At 75.7% G+C, this 16,155-nt stretch carries 11 protein-coding genes; 5 read left to right on the top strand and 6 right to left on the bottom strand.

Annotated features, from left to right (window positions below; genetic code table 11):
* Positions 1-646: response regulator transcription factor (locus D450_RS30035; RefSeq protein WP_039820403.1), on the bottom strand; the 646-nt coding region annotated here is incomplete at its 3' end.
* A 32-nt stretch (positions 647-678) separates the two neighbouring features.
* Positions 679-1,941: a sensor histidine kinase gene (locus D450_RS0112005; protein ID WP_017538911.1), complete on the bottom strand. Its 1,263-nt coding sequence runs from the start codon at positions 1,939-1,941 to the stop codon at positions 679-681.
* Positions 1,942-2,100: 159 nt separating this feature from the next.
* On the opposite strand from D450_RS0112005, the gene D450_RS0112000 reads away from it, so the two are divergent.
* Positions 2,101-3,204, top strand: coding sequence for a hypothetical protein (locus tag D450_RS0112000; RefSeq protein ID WP_017538910.1), 1,104 nt, complete (start codon positions 2,101-2,103; stop codon positions 3,202-3,204).
* Between the two features lie 350 nt (positions 3,205-3,554).
* Positions 3,555-5,513 (top strand): hypothetical protein, encoded by a 1,959-nt coding sequence (locus tag D450_RS0111995; RefSeq protein WP_017538909.1) that lies wholly within the window; start codon positions 3,555-3,557, stop codon positions 5,511-5,513.
* A 91-nt stretch (positions 5,514-5,604) separates the two neighbouring features.
* Here the strand turns inward: D450_RS0111995 and D450_RS0111990 are convergent, their stop codons facing one another.
* A complete protein-coding gene (locus D450_RS0111990) occupies positions 5,605-7,728 on the bottom strand; it encodes an ATP-binding protein (protein ID WP_017538908.1) in 2,124 nt (707 codons plus the stop codon).
* Positions 7,729-8,017: 289 nt separating this feature from the next.
* On the opposite strand from D450_RS0111990, the gene D450_RS0111985 reads away from it, so the two are divergent.
* Positions 8,018-9,169, top strand: coding sequence for a hypothetical protein (locus D450_RS0111985; RefSeq protein WP_017538907.1), 1,152 nt, complete (start codon positions 8,018-8,020; stop codon positions 9,167-9,169).
* On the opposite strand, the gene D450_RS0111980 is transcribed toward D450_RS0111985, so the two are convergent.
* Positions 9,125-9,667 carry a hypothetical protein gene (locus D450_RS0111980; protein WP_241483130.1) on the bottom strand — a complete coding sequence of 181 codons (543 nt, stop codon included), beginning with the start codon at positions 9,665-9,667 and terminating at the stop codon, positions 9,125-9,127. The genes D450_RS0111985 and D450_RS0111980 overlap by 45 nt on opposite strands.
* A gap of 596 nt (positions 9,668-10,263) precedes the next feature.
* Between D450_RS0111980 and D450_RS0111970 the strand changes: the two genes are divergently transcribed.
* Positions 10,264-11,136, top strand: a complete 873-nt coding sequence (locus D450_RS0111970) for a carbon-nitrogen hydrolase family protein (protein ID WP_017538905.1) — start codon at positions 10,264-10,266, stop codon at positions 11,134-11,136.
* 384 nt (positions 11,137-11,520) lie between these two features.
* Here D450_RS0111970 and D450_RS0111965 read toward each other — a convergent pair whose 3' ends face one another.
* Both D450_RS0111965 and D450_RS0111960 read right to left on the bottom strand, forming a co-directional pair.
* Positions 11,521-13,143, bottom strand: a complete 1,623-nt coding sequence (locus D450_RS0111965; protein ID WP_017538904.1) for a carbamoyltransferase family protein — start codon at positions 13,141-13,143, stop codon at positions 11,521-11,523.
* A gap of 47 nt (positions 13,144-13,190) precedes the next feature.
* Positions 13,191-13,661, bottom strand: coding sequence for a hypothetical protein (locus D450_RS0111960; protein ID WP_017538903.1), 471 nt, complete (start codon positions 13,659-13,661; stop codon positions 13,191-13,193).
* Between the two features lie 302 nt (positions 13,662-13,963).
* Between D450_RS0111960 and D450_RS0111955 the strand changes: the two genes are divergently transcribed.
* Positions 13,964-16,153 (top strand): ADP-ribosylglycohydrolase family protein, encoded by a 2,190-nt coding sequence (locus D450_RS0111955; RefSeq protein ID WP_017538902.1) that lies wholly within the window; start codon positions 13,964-13,966, stop codon positions 16,151-16,153.
* Positions 16,154-16,155: the final 2 nt, after the last annotated feature.

Genomic DNA, 16,155 nt, shown 5'->3' with positions numbered 1-16,155 from the left:
GTCGGCCTGCGCGGACCAGTCCGGAGTCGTAGGCGGCGATCACCGCCTGCGTCCTGTCTCGCACACCCAGCTTGGCCAGGATGTTGGACACGTGCGTCTTGACCGTCTCCACCCCCACGAACGCCTCGGCGGCGATCTCGGCGTTCGACAGGCCCCGGGCCATCCGCTTCAGGGTGTCGGCCTCGCGGGTGGTCAGGCCCGCCACCGCTCGGGCGGCCGGCCCCTCTTCGCCGGCGTGCGCGGCCGCCAGTGACCGGATCGCCTCGGGGAACAGCAGCGAGTCGCCGGAGTGCACCACCCGCACGGCCGCCAGGATGTCCTCCGGCCGGCTGCGCTTGAGCAGGAACCCCGCCGCTCCCGCGCGCAGGGCGCCGTAGACGTAGTCGTCGTTCTCGAAGGTGGTCACCACCAGGACCTTGGGCGGCCGGTCGAGGCGCACCAGCGCCGCGGTGGCCTGGATCCCGTCCAGGCGGGGCATGCGCACGTCCATCAGCACCACGTCGGGCGCGGTCCGCCGGACCAGGTCCAGGGCCGCGTCTCCGTCGTCGGCCTCGCCCGCCACCTCCATGCCGGGCTCGGCGCCGATGAGCGCGCCCAGCCCCGCCCGTACCAGCGCCTCGTCGTCGACCAGCGCCACCGAGACCACCGCCGCCTCCTCCGCCGACCCTCCGCCGTTCCTCACCGGCCCCCCTTCCACGGGATCTCCGCCGCCAGGCGCCATACCCCGTCCTCAGCCCCTGCGCGCAGTTCGCCGCCCAGGAGGCGGACCCGCTCGCGGGCGCCCGCCAGCCCCCGGCCCCCGCGCGCCTCACCGCGCCGGGCGCTGCGCCCGGTGCACGGGTTGGAGACTTCGGCCCGCACCGCGGTCTCGGAGGCGTCGACCCGCACCCGGACGGGCCCGCCCGACCCGTGCCGCAGCGCGTTGGTCACCCCCTCCTGGCAGATCCGGTACAGCTCCCGCGCGAGCACCGCGGGCAGCTCCCCCACCGGCCCGCGGGCCTCGTAGTCGGCCTCGGTGCCCGCGGCCCGGGCCGCTTCGACCAGGTGCGGGACGTCGGCCAGCGTGCGCTGCGGGGCCCGCTCGCCGGGGCGTTCGCGCAGCAGGCCGAGCACGTGGTCCAGTTCGGCGGTGGCGGTGCGCGCCTGTTCGGCGATGGCCTCCAGGGCGCCGCGGGCGAACGCGGGGTCGCGGTCGATCACCCGGGAGGCCGCCCCCGCCTGCAGCGCCACGACCGAGAGCGCGTGGCCGATGGAGTCGTGCAGCTCGGCGGCGAGCCGGTTGCGCTCGCCGAGGTCGTCGGCGCGCGCCCGCACCGCGGCGAGGCGGTCGGCGGCCGAGGCGCCGAGGAAGGGGCGGGCCAGCCGGGCGGCGCCCGCGCCCAGCAGCGCCATCGTGGAGATCAGGGCCGCCAGCATCATGGCGCCGACCAGGGGGGACAGCCAGCGGCGGCTCCCCTGGGGCGCCCAGTCCACCAGGATGACGCGCTGGCCCATGTCCGGTGCCTGCCCCAGGAGGGCCACCAGGGCCAGCGAGGCCGCGTCGGTGAGCACCACCATCGTGAGCACGCACACCGCCAGGCCCACCGCGAACAGCAGCGCCAGCCAGCAGCAGCCCCGCGCCCGGGTGCGCCAGTCGGCCCCGGCGAGCGGCGGCTCATCGGCCAGGGGGCCGCCCAGCAGGCTGCGGGCGATCTGCGCCTGGAGCGCGTGCACGCCGGGCAGGAACCCCGTCAGCCCGCCCAGGGCCGCCGCCACGAGCGTCCCGGCCAGGCCCGGAACGCCGAACCCCTCCTCCGGGGTCCACGGCGACAGCAGGCTGATCAGGACCAGGACGCCGATGAAGAAGGGCATGAACAGCGCCCCGCCGAGGACGAGGTACACCCATCGGGTGTAGGTCCGGGCGGAGACGAGCGGCGCGACGGCGGCGCGGAGGATCCCCACGCCATGATCGTGGCACGCGGGGCCGCGCATGCGCCTCCCCCTCCCGGGGGACGCGGTTCACCGCCGGGCGGGAGGCACCCGGGCCGTGTTCCCGGAAGTGTCGGGGGTGTCCGGCGGAAGGCCCGCCGGACGGTGACCCGAGGATTCGGGGAGGCGGCCATGGCGGTAGCGGCGAAGGCGCGCACGGACATGGGGAGGTGGGCGTTCCCAGGGGCGCTGGCCTGGTCGGCGGGGGCGGCGCTGCTGTCCCTGGCCTGGTCGGCGGGGGTACTGCCGCACCCGTTCTCGCGGGAGGACGGGGTGGGCATCGGCGCGGTGCTCAACGCGTTCGACCCGGCGGTGGGCTCGGCGTTCATGCTGGCCCTCGGGGCGCTCGGGGCCGTGTGCGCGACGGTGCTGGTGCGGGCCCCCTCGGGGGTGGCGGCCCGGGCCGCGTCGGTGACCGCGCTGCTGCTGGCGGGGGTGATCGTGCTGGTTCCGCTGCACGGAGCGCTGCTGACGCTGCTGGGGTACACCCCGGTCGTCATCGCCGCGGGCTGGGCGGTCCCGGGACTGCCGGCGAGCTACCTGGAGTACGTGACCTCGGCGGAGAGCCTCTTCCTGCTCTACTCGGCGCTGGGGGCGGTGCTGTGGGGCGTGGGCGGCCTGGCCGGCCTGCGCGCCCAGCGCGGCGCCTGCGGCGTGTGCGGCAGGACCGGGGACTGGAGCGCCGAGCGTGAGGAGCCCGTGCGGGCGGCGGCGCTGCGCACGGGCAGGATCGCGGTGGCCGTGGCGGTCGCGGCCTCGCTGGTCTACCCGGCGATCCGGGTCCCGTGGATCTTCGGCGTCTACCCCGGGCTCGACGGGGGCCAGGGGTTCACCCCCGATCCAGGGACGCTGACCATCGGGCTGGGGCTGGCCTCGGGGGCGGTCGGCGGTGCCGTGCTCATGCTGGGCCTGGTGCAGCGCTGGGGCGTGCGGTTCCCCGGCTGGATGGTCGGCCTGGCGGGCCGCAGGGTGCCCGTCCCGGTGGCGGTGGTGCCCGCGTCGCTGGTGGCGCTGGCGCTGGTCTCCCTGGGCAAGGTGGTTCCGGCGGCCTGGCTCACCGGTTCGTTCCTCACCGCCCAGGCCCCGGGCGGGGCGAACCTGGTGCACGAGGCGGCGTTCGCGGCGATGCTGCTGTGGGGCGCGGCCCTGGCGGTGGCGACCGCGGCCTACGCGATCCGCCGCCGCGCGGAGTGCTCCACCTGCGGAGAGGGCGACCCCGAGGCCGTCGGCTCCTGAGTTCCTCTGAGGCCGGGAAGTCTGAGTCCGGGAAGGAAGCGCGAGGGGCCGCGGCCCGGCGGAGGCGCGGGGGCGCACGAAGGACGGCGGCCGCTGGCTGATCGCGGTCCCGGCCGGCCGAAGGGCGTGCGCCGAGCACCACGGCTCCGCACGGACCAGGACGGGCCCGACCTTCGGGGGCCGGGCCCGTCCGCATGCGTGCAGGCCGCCCCGTCAGCGGTGAGGGGCGGGCACAGACCCGTCGGGGCGCCTCCGACGGGGTCCGGTCGCTACACTCGCCCCGATGTGCAACCCTTCCGCGGATTCGCCCTTTTCCGGGACAGGGGCGCGCGGCCCGACTAGCATCAGAGATGAGCCCAGGCCCCAGGCCCCAGGCCCCAGGCCCCAGGCCCTCGGCCCCCGCGTCTCCGCCCTCCGACCGGACGACCGGGCCGCCAGGCGGCCTCTCGCTCTGGGCCCGTGCCCCTGAGGAGATCCGGCGCTGGACCACGTGGCGCGGCGCGATCGTCCTCGCGGTCGCCCGCACCCTGACCTCGACGATCCGGCTGATCGACGCGCTGGCCCTGTTCCGCGGCGACCCGCGGGTGCAGACCGTTTTCACCTGCGACGACGGTTCGGCCTTCAGCGGCCGCACCGGCCGCCTGCTGGCCGAGTCGGGGGCCGTCCTCGTCGACGGGGACGAGGCCCGGCGGGTCCCGGCCTCGCTCGTCCTGACGGCCAGTGAGAACGTCGACCTGACCGGCCTGGACGCGCCCGTGGTCGTCCTCCCGCACGGCATCGGCTTCCAGAAGTACGTTCCGGACTCCGAAAGCGGCCGGCGCCGCCTCTCGGGCGTCGTCCGCGACGAGTTCGCCGACCGCCCGAACGTCATCACGGTGCTGACCCATCCGGCACAGCGCGACCAGCTGCGCAAGGCGTGCGGGCAGGACTCCGTCCTGGCCGACCGCGCCGAGGTTGTGGGCGACCACGTGCACGACCGCGTGGTGGCCGGACTGCGGCGGCGCCCGCTGCACCGGGAGCGCCTGCACGCCGGCCCCGGCGACCGCCTCATCGTGCTGAGTTCGACCTGGGGCGGGCAGGGGCTCCTCGGCTCCTCGCCGCTGCTCCCCCATCGCCTGCTCACCGAGCTGCCCCTGGACCGGTACCGGGTCGCCGCCGCCCTCCACCCCAACATCTGGACCGCGCACGGCCCCTGGGGCGTACGGCAGGTCCTCGAACCCGCCATTGACGCCGGCCTCCGGCTCCTTCCTCCGGAACGGGGGTGGGAGGCCGCGATCACGGCGGCCGACTGCGTGATCGGGGACCACGGGTCGGTGACCCTGTACGCGGCGGGGGCGGGGACCCCCGTGCTCCTCGGGGCGTTCGGCGAGGAGTCCGTTCCCGGAACCGCCATCGGCGCGCTCGCCGAGAGCGCGCCACGGCTCGACCATGCACTCCCGTTGCGGGGCCAGATCGACGCCGCGATCGACGGGCACGCACCGGACAGGCATGACGGAGCGACGGAACAGGCCTTCGCGTACCAGGGCGCCGCGACGCACCGGCTGCGCGCGCTCCTGTACCGGGAACTGGGCCTGACGCCGCCCGAGCCCCCGGCCGCAGGGAGGACGCCCCGCACCCGACCGCCCTTCGGAGCCCCCGACGGCTCGGACTCGGGAAACCCGGGAGCGGGCGGCGAGCCGCCCCCAGAGAGGGAACGGCGCACGCCCATGCAGGGGCCCGCCGAACCGGAGCCGGAGTGGCGGGAGGTCACCGCCTTCGAGGTGCTGACGCGCGTGCAGGACGTGGAGCACGTGGAGGGCACGGCGGCCGGGGACACACGGTTCATCACGGTGGAACGCTTCCCTGCCGCGGTCGCCGGACCGGCCGATCCGGGTGACGGTCGGCTGCGTCATCTCGCCGTCTCTGAGGCCGAACCCGATGAGGCGCTGGCACGCTCAGCGTCCGTCATCCTCCGCTCATCGCGCTCCGAACACGGAGAGCGCCCCGAGTTCTTCGAGGACGCCTGGCTGGCCGGGGCCGGGACCGGTGAGGAATGGGCGGCCGACACCCTTATGCGCCATCCGGGGGCGCTCATGGCCGTTTCGGCCGCCCCTCCCCTCACCGGGGCGGAGGCCGGGGTGCCGACAGATCGCCACAGGTACACGGCCCACCTGCGGGACGGGTCCTCCGTGTCGGTCCGCACGTCGGCCGCCGTCCCCCTGGGGATCGCGGCGGCCGTCGCCTATACGGTCGTCAGGGGCGCAGGCGTCGGCGAAGCGCGTGTCAGCGACGGGCGGAGGACGTGGCGGGCCCACACGTCGCGGGGGTGAACGGGCCGGCCCAACCCCGCGTTGATCTCGGGGAAGTCGGCCTTAAGAGGACGTTTTTAAGGCCGACTTCCCCGAGATCAACGACAGGGGCTCAGTCCTCGTCGGACAGCCGGCGCTCCACCTCCCGGGCCCGCGGCGAGCCGCCTTCGCGGTAGATCTCCAGCGCCCGCCGCAGCTGGCCTTCGGCCTCGGACCGCAGGTTCATCCGCTCCATCGCCCGGGCCAGGTCCTCGCGGGCCTCGGCCTCGTAGTAGGTGGCGTCCAGCTTCTTCAGGGACTCGGCGGCTTCCGTGAGGACGCCGACCGCCTCGGGAACCCTCCCCGCCCCCAAGTGCAGGCGCCCCAGGCTCGCCTGCGCGCGCCCCGCCATGCGGACATCGGGCTGGGGCAGGCCCAGGAAGCGCGCGAGGGCGTCCTCCATGTCCGCACGGGCACGCTCCTCGCTGCCCGCCGCCGCATGGGCACAGCCGCGGAAGTACACGGCGAGCGCGCCGCCCCGGCGCCCGTTGTGGTCGTCGCCGAGGGTGGTGCACAGCGCCTCCGCCCGGTCGTAGGCGGACACGGCGGCACCGGGGTCGCTCCCTTCGAGGAGGCGACCGTGGAATTCGTTCGCCGAGGACTCCAGCATCACGTCGCCGACGTCGGGGGCGAGCGCGAGCGCGCGCTCCAGTTGCCGCCGCGCCTCCTCCCTGTCGCCCAGGTCGGTGAGCGGGCGCGACACGACGGTCCGCAGCCGCATCTCCGCCGCGGGGACGCCCGCCCTCGCGGCGGCGTCGGCTCCGGCCCGGCCGGTCTCCGCCCAGTCCTGCACGAAGCGGACGTTCATGTACAGCGCGGTCGCCATCTCCGCCGTCCGCCACACGATTCCGTCGAACCCGTCGGGCCCCTTGAGCCCGTCGCGTCCCGCCTCGGCTCCGCGCCGGACGAGCCCGGTCAGTGTGCGCCGCTCGTGTTTGAGCCACGCGAGCGCGCGCGCCTTGGCCTTGCCGTCGTCTCCGAAGGGGTCGTCCCTCCCTGCGGTGAGGGCGTCGACGTCGGTCGCCCGGGTGCGCGTGCCCATGACGGCCAGGTCGGCGAAGGCCAGGCGCGCCAGGAACCGCTCCGCCATCGCCTCCAGCGCCGCATGCCGGCTCCGCGTGCCGTCCGACTCCGCTCCCCGGTCCCGCGCGTCGGCGGCGATGAGCGGGTGCCGGAAGCGGTACCTCCCGACGTGCTCGGAGACCAGCAGGTTGGCGTCCGCCAGTTCCGCGAGCAGGGGCCGGGCATCGCCGCCCTGGGCGACCGCTTCGGCGGTCGGCACCTCGAAGTCCTCCCCCGGCCATTCGCCCAGGGCCCGGTACAGCGCGGCGGCCCGATCCGACAGGCGCTCGTAGGAGATCCCGAAAGCCGCGGACAATGTGTGCGCCCCCAGACCGATCGCGGCCAGCCTGCGCTTCTCGTCGCCGAGCTCCGCCAGGAGCCCGGCGGTGTCGCCCGACCTCCGGAGCCGCGCGCCGACCATGACCAGGGCGAGCGGGAGGCCGTCGCAGGCCTCGGCGAGCCGGTCGACGTCGGGGTCGGCGGGGATGAGGGGCCGGACCTGTGCCGGCTCCTGCGCCCCTTCGACGACGACGAGGACCGGGGCCTCGGCGGTGAGGGCGCGGAACTCGGCCACCCGCGCCTCGAAGGTGTCCGGGAGGAACCGGTCCCGGACGCCGAGGTCGCGCAGGCACTCCGTCACAGCCTGGTCGGGGTCGGACCGGGCACCGGTCCCCGCGGGCGGGTACTCGTAGTACACCCGTCCTCCCGGGAACATGTGCTCAAGGCGGTGCGCCGCCTGCCTGAGGAGCGAGGACTTGCCCACCCCGGGCGGCCCCTCGTAGACGAGCACCCCCGATCCCGCCGAGCCCCCGAACATGCGGGTCATGCCGTCCAGCTCGCTCGTCCTGTCGACGAACACACCGGGAGCGGGCGGAACATTGGCGGGACGGCGCTTGCGGCCTCCGGGCCCGCCACCGTCCCCGCCCTCGGACCTGCCTCCGAAAGCGCCCGCACCGACGTGGACGTCTCCGTACACCGCGCCGACCTGGACCACGTTCTCGGCGCGGCCCGACTGCTCGTTGCACACAGCGGGCGTACCCGTGCGCTCGTCCGAGCGCTCTCCCTGCGCCTCGCGCACCTCGTGCGCCGTGGGGTCGTCGAGGCCCTCCGGCCCGTCCTCGCCACCCTGCCGCATAGCGCTCCTTCGGGGGGTCCTCCGCTGGGGCATGGCGCCGATTCCGCCTCAATGGCCGAATCGGCCGGGAATCCAGGGCGACCTTACCTCGGAGGCACACCTTGGTCGCGGGTCGTGACCGCATCGCGCCAGCGGCCGGGCTTCCGCGCGCGCTCGGGCATCACCTCATCGACCGACTTTCCTGTGCCGTCCCTTCACGCGACCTCCGAACCTCCTCCACGTGCCGTCTCCGTGTGCCGTCCCCCGCTCCGTGTGCCCTCCCTCCGCCCGCACCCGCGAGGAGGCCTTGATGCCCCTTCTCCCGCACGGCGCCCACGCCCCCGGCTCCGTCCCGCGCGCGCTGGACGGGCACCTCATGCTCCAGGTCAAGAGAGTCGACCCCGCCCCGTTCGACGACGTCTCCCCCGTCGACGGGGGCCTGGTCTTCTGCGGGCTCAAGGCCGCCGAGAACAAGGCCGCGGTCCTGCGCGACCGGCCCTTCACCGGCCCCGTCCTGATCGATCCGTCCGCGTACGAGAAGCACGTCGCCACCCCCGACCGCCCCTTCGACACCGGAGAGGCCTCCCTGATGGCCGCGGACGGCCTGGAGGAGCAGCTGGAACGCCAGCGCATGCAGGGGGCGACCATGGCCGTCACCCCCACGGCCCTCCTCTCGACGGGCGACCTCGCATCGCTCGAAGCCGTGGCCGAACGGGCACTGGAGATCAGCGGCGACGACGTGCTGCTCTCCTTGCCCGTCGACGCGCGCTGGCTGCGTGCCCCGCACCACCACGACCTGATCTCGATGCTCCGCCAGGTCCCCCTCCCCAAGGCGCTCGTCCTGTGCGCGACCCACGACCCGCTCTCGACCGCCGAGGCCGCGGCCAACCTCAGGGAGGTCGTCTCGTCCGTCCCAGGGATCGGCCTGCTCCGCTCGGACCTGGCCGCCCTGGACGCCATGGTCCACGGCGCCGGTTTCGCCTCCATCGGCGACTCCGCCTCCGCCCGGCACGGCCCCACCCCCGGCCGCCGGGGCCCCGGCCCCCGCAGGCGCGACCCGGCCGTCCTGCTCCCCCGCGCGCTGAGCTACCACTACGGCGAGACCATCGCCACCGCGTTCGACGGCGCCGAGGCCCCCCTGTGCCCCTGTGGGGCGTGCCTGGAGTGGGGCGCCGCCAACGGGTCGGCCGACGGCCGGCGCCCGCTCACCACGTTCACCGACGCGGTCGACACCCACGGCGCCCACCGGCACAACCACGCGGTCTGGTCGGCGCTGTGGGAGTGGATCATGCGCGCCGCCGACGAGGCCGATGCCAAGGAGCGGTGGCAGAAGTACTGCCGGCGGGCCCTGACCGAGATCGCAGGGCTCAATGAGGCCGCGGGACGCCCCGGGCGCACGTTCGGGCCCTCGGCCGCGCTACGCGTCTGGGCGGGACGCGAGCCGCGCCGCGGACGCCTCTGAGGCCAGGAGGCCCCGGCGCTCCGACGCCCCCAGCACCGTTTCGGCGAGCTTCCAGGCCACCGGGGTCCAGCGGCGCCGCGCGGGGGCCGGCGGGACGAGGAGGTGCACCCCCGTGCATCCGGTGCGGCCGCAGGCGTGCGCACCGCCCCCGTCCGTGCCGCTGCCCTCCGCACCGCACCCGCGTGTCCCGAGGCCGATTCCGTAGTAGTCGGCCTCGGCGGCCGCGACGGCCTCGTCCTTAGGGCGGCGACCGGCGATCGCGGCGCGCGCGCAGGTCGGGGGGAAGCGTCCCGCACGGCGGAGCGCGGTGTGCCAGTGGGGCGACTCGACCACGGCGAGCTCTACGCGCAGGGGCGTCGCGGCGCGGCGGACGACGTACCCGCCCTGCCTGCTCACCGCCGTCGCCGGGGCGGCCCGCAAGAGACAGCGCTCCCGCTCGCTCAGGGCGCTCTCCGGAACCGGCTCCCCCAGGGGAAGGCCCATCAGCGCTTCGAGCACGCCCAGTCTCAGGATCGGCGGCTGCCCTGTTCTCGCCCGCCTGTCGAGCTCACCGGCATCCGCCCGGAAGAAGACCGTCGCGGGCACTCCGAGGACACGGAGCCGGGCATGACGCAACGCGACCGCGCCCGTTCCCGGCTGCTCTGCTGAGGCGCCCAGCAGGGCGCGACCGAAGGCGAGGGCGGATTCGGCCTCGGTATCGGCTTCACCATCTGTCCGCACCGGCCCAAGTGTGCCGGATTGCTCCCGCACCCGCGGGGGATTCCGGCAAGCCTGCACCGGGGCCCACGCCACGCCCGGTCGGGCGCCCCCGGCGGTGCGCAGGTGGCCCACGGTGCGGGACGGCTCTAGCATTACCGAACGTACGGCCGGTTCCGGCCGCGGACCGACCGCTCGGCGGCCCGGAACGGCCTGGTGCGGCTCGGCACGGCCCTGCTCGGTGTCCGTTTCGCACATGCCGTCCCGACCGCATCCCCGCATCGTCCCGCACCCGTCCCACCGCGCCGTCGGCCCTTCCGCGCCCCCATGGGCGCGGGCACCGGCGACCGCGGTCCCGTGCCGCGCACCGGCACCGCGACCCCGAGGCCCCGACAACCGTGACGCCCGACCCCGAGCCCCCTCCCGCAGCCGGCCGTTCCGCCGGGCCTGCCGATGTTCCGGGCAGCGATCCCGCAGGCGGTCCCGCCGCCGCGATCAGGATCGGCTTCTTCCAGTTCGCCCCCGGGGCGCGCAGCGCGCGGGAGAACATCGCCGCCGTCCGCACGGCCCTCGACACCTACGGCGATGGCGGGGCGGAGGCGGCCGACGGGCTCGACGGCGCCGTCGTCGTCCTCCCCGAGTTCTTCCTCGGCCCCTACCGGAGTCCGGACGAGCGCTTCCCCGCCGACGGGCTGGCCGACCTGCTCCGCCCGCTCACCGAGGCCGCCGCCGACCGGCGCCTGCGCCTGGTCGGCAGCCTGCCCGTGCGGTGCTCCCGGGGGTGGGTCAACCGGGCGGTCGCCATCGGTCCGCACGGGCCGTCCGCCGTCCACGACAAGGTGCGGCTGTTCGGCCCCGAGCGGGCCGCCTTCACCGCCGGCGGCACCCGGCACCGGGTCGTCGACGTCGCCGGGCTGCCCTGCACGGTGCAGATCTGCATGGACATCGCCGACCCGGGCCCGGCCCGGGCCGCGGCGGCCGAGGGCGCCGCGGCGGTCCTGAGCCCGTCGGCGGTGTCCGTGGACCTGCTGCGCATCCTCCACCGGGCGCGCGCCGTGGAGAACCAGGTGGTCAGCGTCTTCTGCAACCGGCACGGCACGGACCCCGACGGCACCGTCTACCTGGGCCGCAGCGCGATCTTCCTGCCCGACGGCACCGACGTGTCGGCCCCGGCCGACGCCGACGCCCTGGTCCTGCGGACCCTGCCGCCCGAACGGCTGCGCTCCTGGTCCGACGCGCGCCGCTCACTGATCGGCGCCCCAGCGGGATAGGACACGCCGGTGGGGCCGGCCGCCCTCCTCACAGTGGTGCCGACCCCGGGGGCCCGCACGGGTGCGGGCCGAAGGCCCGCTTCCCGGCTCCGCGGCCGACAGCGACGTCCTGATCCTGCGCCCCCTGCGACCACTGCTCCCCGAGCGGTTGCCCTCCTGGCCCGACGCGCGCTGATCGCCGTCCGGCCCCCGGGACCACCCGGGGCCGCCCTCCAACCGCTTCACACTGCCGCCCCCGGGAGCACCGGCCCGGGCACGGGCCGAGGCCGGCCTCCCGGACACTGCGGCGCGGTCGCGTCCGCGGTCGTCCCGGACCGCTCAGGGGAGCCCTGCCGGGGGAGCACCGCGAACGGTCGGTGCCCGCCCTGCCCCCGCCGCCCCGGCTCAGCCGCGTTTGACCACCAGGCGGTCGCCGAGCACCAGGGCGTCCAGGTCCATCGCGAGAAAGGCGCGGCAGGCGTCGTCCGGCGTCTCGACGAGCGGCTCGTGCCTGCGGTTGAAGGAGGTGTTGAGCAGAACCGGCACCCCGGTGCGCGCGGCGAAGCACCGGAGCAGCAGGTCGCAGCGCTCGTCCTGGTCGCGGCGGACGGTCTGCACCCGGGCGCTGCCGTCGACGTGGGTCACCGCCGGGATCCGGGCGCGCCGCTCCGGCAGGACCGGGACGGCGAGCTCCATGAAGGGGGCGGGCCGGTCCAGGTCGAAGAAGTCGGCGGCCCGCTCCTGGAGCACCATCGGGGCCGGCGGGCGGAACCACTCGCGCCGCTTCACCGACCCGTTGATCCGGGCGCTCATGCCCGGGCGCCGGGGGTCGGCCAGGATGCTGCGGTGCCCCAGCGCCCGGGGGCCCAGCTCGGACCGCCCCTGCCACCAGCCGAGCACCTGGCCCGCGGCCAGCCGCTCCGCCGCCTCCTCGACCAGCTCGGCCTCGGGCGGCCGGACGTGCCGCACGCGGTCGCCGAACCGGCGCAGCGCCGCTTCGACCGCCTCCGGCGCATAGCGCGGCCCCAGGTAGGCGGTGCGCAGGGCGGTGTCGACCGGCAGGCCGCGCCGGTGCACCTCGTGCATCAGCTTGCCCAGGGCCTGGCCGTCGTCGCCCGGCGCAGGCACCACGAACACCTCGCCGAACGGCCCCTCGCGGACGATCCGGCCGTTGGCCACGCAGTTGAGCGCGACCCCGCCGGCCAGGCAGAGCCGGTCACCGCCGACCAGCCGGTGCGCCCGGCGGACCAGGCCCAGCAGGATCTCCTCCAGCACGGCCTGGCCGGCGTGCGCGATGTCCATGTCGTCCCTGCCGAACCGCCCGGCCTGCACGGGCCGCCCGCGCGCGGCGGCGAAGGCGTCCCACACGGCCTGCTCGCGCGGGGCGGGGGCGGGCCACCCGAAGTACCACCGCCCCATCGTGTTGGCCAGCACCGCGCGGGTGAAGCGCGGGTCCACCCGGTAGGTGCCGTCGGCGGCGGTCCCGGCCCACTCCCGCACCAGCTCCGTGAAGCGCGAGGGCCGCCCGTGGGCGGCCAGCGCCATGGTGGTGCCCTCCTCGTGCATCCGGCCCGCACCGGCCAGCGCGCCGACCGCCGTGTAGAAGTGGCCGAGCGAGTCGGCGACGAAGCCCCCGTCGGCGGTCGAGAGCCGCTCCACCGGCTCCAGGCCGTCCGGTCCCGCCCGCCACAGGGAGGTCCCGGTGAGCAGGCCCCCGCAGTCGCCCTGGCCGTCCACCACGAGCACCGCCGCGTCGGGCAGGCCGGAGGTGTAGAAGGTGCTCGCGGCGTGGAAGAGGTGGTGCCCCTCGCGGACCAGACCGCCGGAGTTGTCCACCGCGCGGTCGCCGGGGCCGCCGAAGAACGCCCGGTAGCCCGGCAGGGAGCGCAGGTGCCGGTAGGCCAGGCGGGAGTCCCAGCTGTGCTTGCGCCGGTCGCCGACGCGCTCGGAGGCCAGCGCGGTGACCTCCCCTGCGGGGTCCAGCAGGGCCGCGCCCCCGTCGTGCCAGGAGCTGGCGTGGGTGTGCACCAGGGCGTGCGGGACCGGGCCCGCGGCCGGCTCCCCTCCGCCGCCGCTCAGGCGGTGAATCCCAAGGAAGCGACGAATGTGAACTGCGGCGACCTGTTCTCCAGGCGGACGACCACGAAATCGTCGTACAGGCCCGGGGGAACCTCGGTGTCGACGCGCACCCGAACACTCACCCGCGCCGGAAACGCGACACCGGAAAGATCGACGGGAACATTGATCTTATTATTGTCGGCACTCGTCAGAAGAGCGCTCGAAAGAAGGGTCTCGGTGAAGTGGTTCGGCTGGTCCTCTTCGTAGAGGACCACGGTGACGGCGTGCCCCGGATATCCGGCGAACGTCGCCACGCCCTCGGTCCTCAGGCGCAGTGCGGTGGTGTCGGGGCCGCTCGGGTCGGTCTTGGCCAGCGTGAGCGGGAGCTCCATGGCGAGGCCGGAGTACGCCGCGTCCCCGTAAACACCCGGCTCGTCCCCGAGATGAATGCGGCCCTGCCACACGAGTTCCGCTTGAGCGCTGTGCATGCACCCTCCTCGCCGATTCGCGGAGACGCATCGTAGCACCGGGGGAACGATTCATTCATAGAGGCTTTCCTCCCTCCCCGAATTTCCTTCTCCGGACGGAAGTGCGCTCCGGCACCTCCTTTCGCCTTCCTCTCCCCTGGCGCGCGCCGCGGACGGCCGCGGCGGTGAGGAGCGCCCGCCGGGCGGCCCGGAGGGCCCAGCTGGCCGGTTCGTGCCACCGCGGCGGGCGCGAGGGGGCCGCGAGCCGGGGCACGATGGTCGGTGACGTCCCCTTTGGCAGCGCCCCACCGGAAGGACGAGCCGTGCACGTCTCCGCCCTCCTCGAATTCGACGCCGTCCCCCTGGACACCGGCGACGAGGTCACGGTCCTGCTCGACATCACCGCCCCCGAGCGCCCCGGGGACGGGCGCCGCCCGCCCTCGACACTGCAGGTGGTGCTGGACCGCAGCGGGTCGATGCACTCCGGGCGCAAGCTCGAAGGGGCGGTGCGGGCGCTGATGGCGCTGGTGGACCGCCTGGACCCGGCCGACCGCTTCGGCGTGGTGGTCTTCTCCGACCAGGCCCAAGCGCTGGTCCCGGCGGCGCCGCTGACCGACAAGGCCGCGGTCAAGGAGCGGATCCGCGGTCTTCGGGCCGGCGGCTCCACCGACCTGTCCAGCGGGCTGCTGAGGGGCGTGCAGGAGGCGCGGCGGGCCTCGGCGGACCGGGGCGCCACGCTGCTGCTCATCTCCGACGGGCACGCCAACCAGGGGGTGACCGAGCACGACCGGCTGGCGGGGATCGCCCGGACCGCCTACGCCTCCGGGGTCGCCACCACCACCGTGGGCTACGGGCTGGGCTACGACGAGGAGCTGCTGGGGGCGGTGGCCGACGGCGGGGCGGGCGACGCCCTGTTCGCCGAGGACCCCGACACCGCGCTGGGTCTGCTGCAGGGGGAGGTCGACCACCTGCTGGCCAAGACGGCGCAGGCCGCGTCGCTGCGGGTGCGGGTCGGCCCCCGGGTGGGGGCGGTCGAGCCGCTGGGCGGCCTGCCCTCCGACCGGCTCCCCGGAGGGGACGTCGTGGTGGAGCTCGGGGACTTCTACTCGGGGGAGCACCGGCGGCTGCTGCTGCGGATGGACGTGGGCGGCATCACCGACCCGGGGCCGACGACCGTGGCGGCCCTGGAGGTCACCTATGTCGACCCGGCGGAGCTGGAGACCTACACGGTGACGCTCCCGGTGCCGGTGAACGTCGTGCCCGGCGACGAGGCGGCGTCCCGCATCGCCGACCCCGCCGTGAGCACCGAGAAGGCCTACCAGAAGGCGCAGGAGGCGAAGCGGCGGGCGAGCGACGCGCTGCGGCGGGGCGACCGCGGCGGGGCGGCGGCCGAGCTGGAGGGCGCGCGGCAGGAGCTGAGCTCGCACATGGGCGCCGCGCCCGAGGCCCTCGCCCGCCAGGTGGCCGACCAGATCGCCGAACTGGACCTGCTGGCCCGGAGCGCGCGCACGGACGACACGGCGCGCGCGGCCAAGGCGACGTACATGAGCGGGCACAGCCAGAGCAGGAAGAGGGGCACCCGGCAGCAGGCCTACGGCGAGGCCGTGCCGTTCCCTCCGGACGACGCCGCGCCCGGCGGGAGGACGGCGTGCGGGCGCCTGCGCTCGTCCCTGGTGGGCCTGGCGATCGGCGACGGCTTCGGGGAGTGGCACTTCTCCCCGGCGGTGGCGCGGAACGCCGCGGGGGAGCTGCCCCCCGCGCCCTGGCGCTGGACGGACGACACCCTCATGGCGTGCTCCATCGCCGACGTGCTGCTGCGGGCGGGGCGGGTGGACAGCGATGTGCTCGCCCGGTCGTTCGCCGAGCACTACGACCCGGAGCGCAAGTACGGCGCGGCGACGCGGGAACTGCTGGAGCGGGTCCGCGAGGGGGCCGATTGGAAGGAGCTGGCCGACGCCCAGTTCGGCGGCGGCGGTTCCTGGGGGAACGGGGCCGCGATGCGGGTGGCGCCCCTGGGGGCGTACTTCGCCGGCGACCTCGCGCGCGCGAGAGACGAGGCGGCGCGGTCGGCCAGAGTGACGCACACCCACGACGAGGGGGTCGCCGGGGCGGTGGCCGTGGCGGTCGCCGCGTCGGCGGCCGCGGGGATCCGGGGCCTGGACGGGGAACAGCTCCTGGAGGCCGCGATCGAGCAGACGCCCGGTGGCCAGGTGCGCGAGGGGCTGATCCACGCCCGGAACCTGATGCAGGCGCCGTCCGACACCGCCGCCAGGGCGCTGGGCACGGGGTCGAGGGTGAGCGCACCGGACACGGTCCCGTTCGCGCTGTGGACGGCGGCGACCCGGCTGGACGACTACGAGGCGACGGTGCGCACCTGTGCGGAGGCCGGGGGCGACCGCGACACGACGTCGGCCATCGCGGGCGGCGTCGCCGCCGCGCGCACCGGGATCGAGGGGATCCCCGACCGGTGGCGCGACCGCGCCGAGCCCCTTCCGGACTGGGTCGGCCGCTGAAC

Origin of the sequence: Nocardiopsis halophila DSM 44494, from assembly GCF_000341245.1 — a bacterium.
Classification (GTDB): domain Bacteria; phylum Actinomycetota; class Actinomycetes; order Streptosporangiales; family Streptosporangiaceae; genus Nocardiopsis_A; species Nocardiopsis_A halophila.
The sequence above is the reverse complement of the archived record's forward strand: the minus strand, read 5'-3'. Positions and strand labels throughout refer to the sequence as shown.

What these genes read in the sequence shown, in the direction of transcription:
- D450_RS0112000 (WP_017538910.1), top strand. Translation starts at nt 2,101, where the DNA reads ATGGCGGTAGCGGCGAAGGCGCGCACGGACATGGGGAGGTGGGCGTTC.
- D450_RS0111995 (WP_017538909.1), top strand. Translation starts at nt 3,555, where the DNA reads ATGAGCCCAGGCCCCAGGCCCCAGGCCCCAGGCCCCAGGCCCTCGGCC.
- D450_RS0111990 (WP_017538908.1), bottom strand. Translation starts at nt 7,728, where the DNA reads ATGCGGCAGGGTGGCGAGGACGGGCCGGAGGGCCTCGACGACCCCACG.
- D450_RS0111985 (WP_017538907.1), top strand. Translation starts at nt 8,018, where the DNA reads ATGCCCCTTCTCCCGCACGGCGCCCACGCCCCCGGCTCCGTCCCGCGC.
- D450_RS0111960 (WP_017538903.1), bottom strand. Translation starts at nt 13,661, where the DNA reads ATGCACAGCGCTCAAGCGGAACTCGTGTGGCAGGGCCGCATTCATCTC.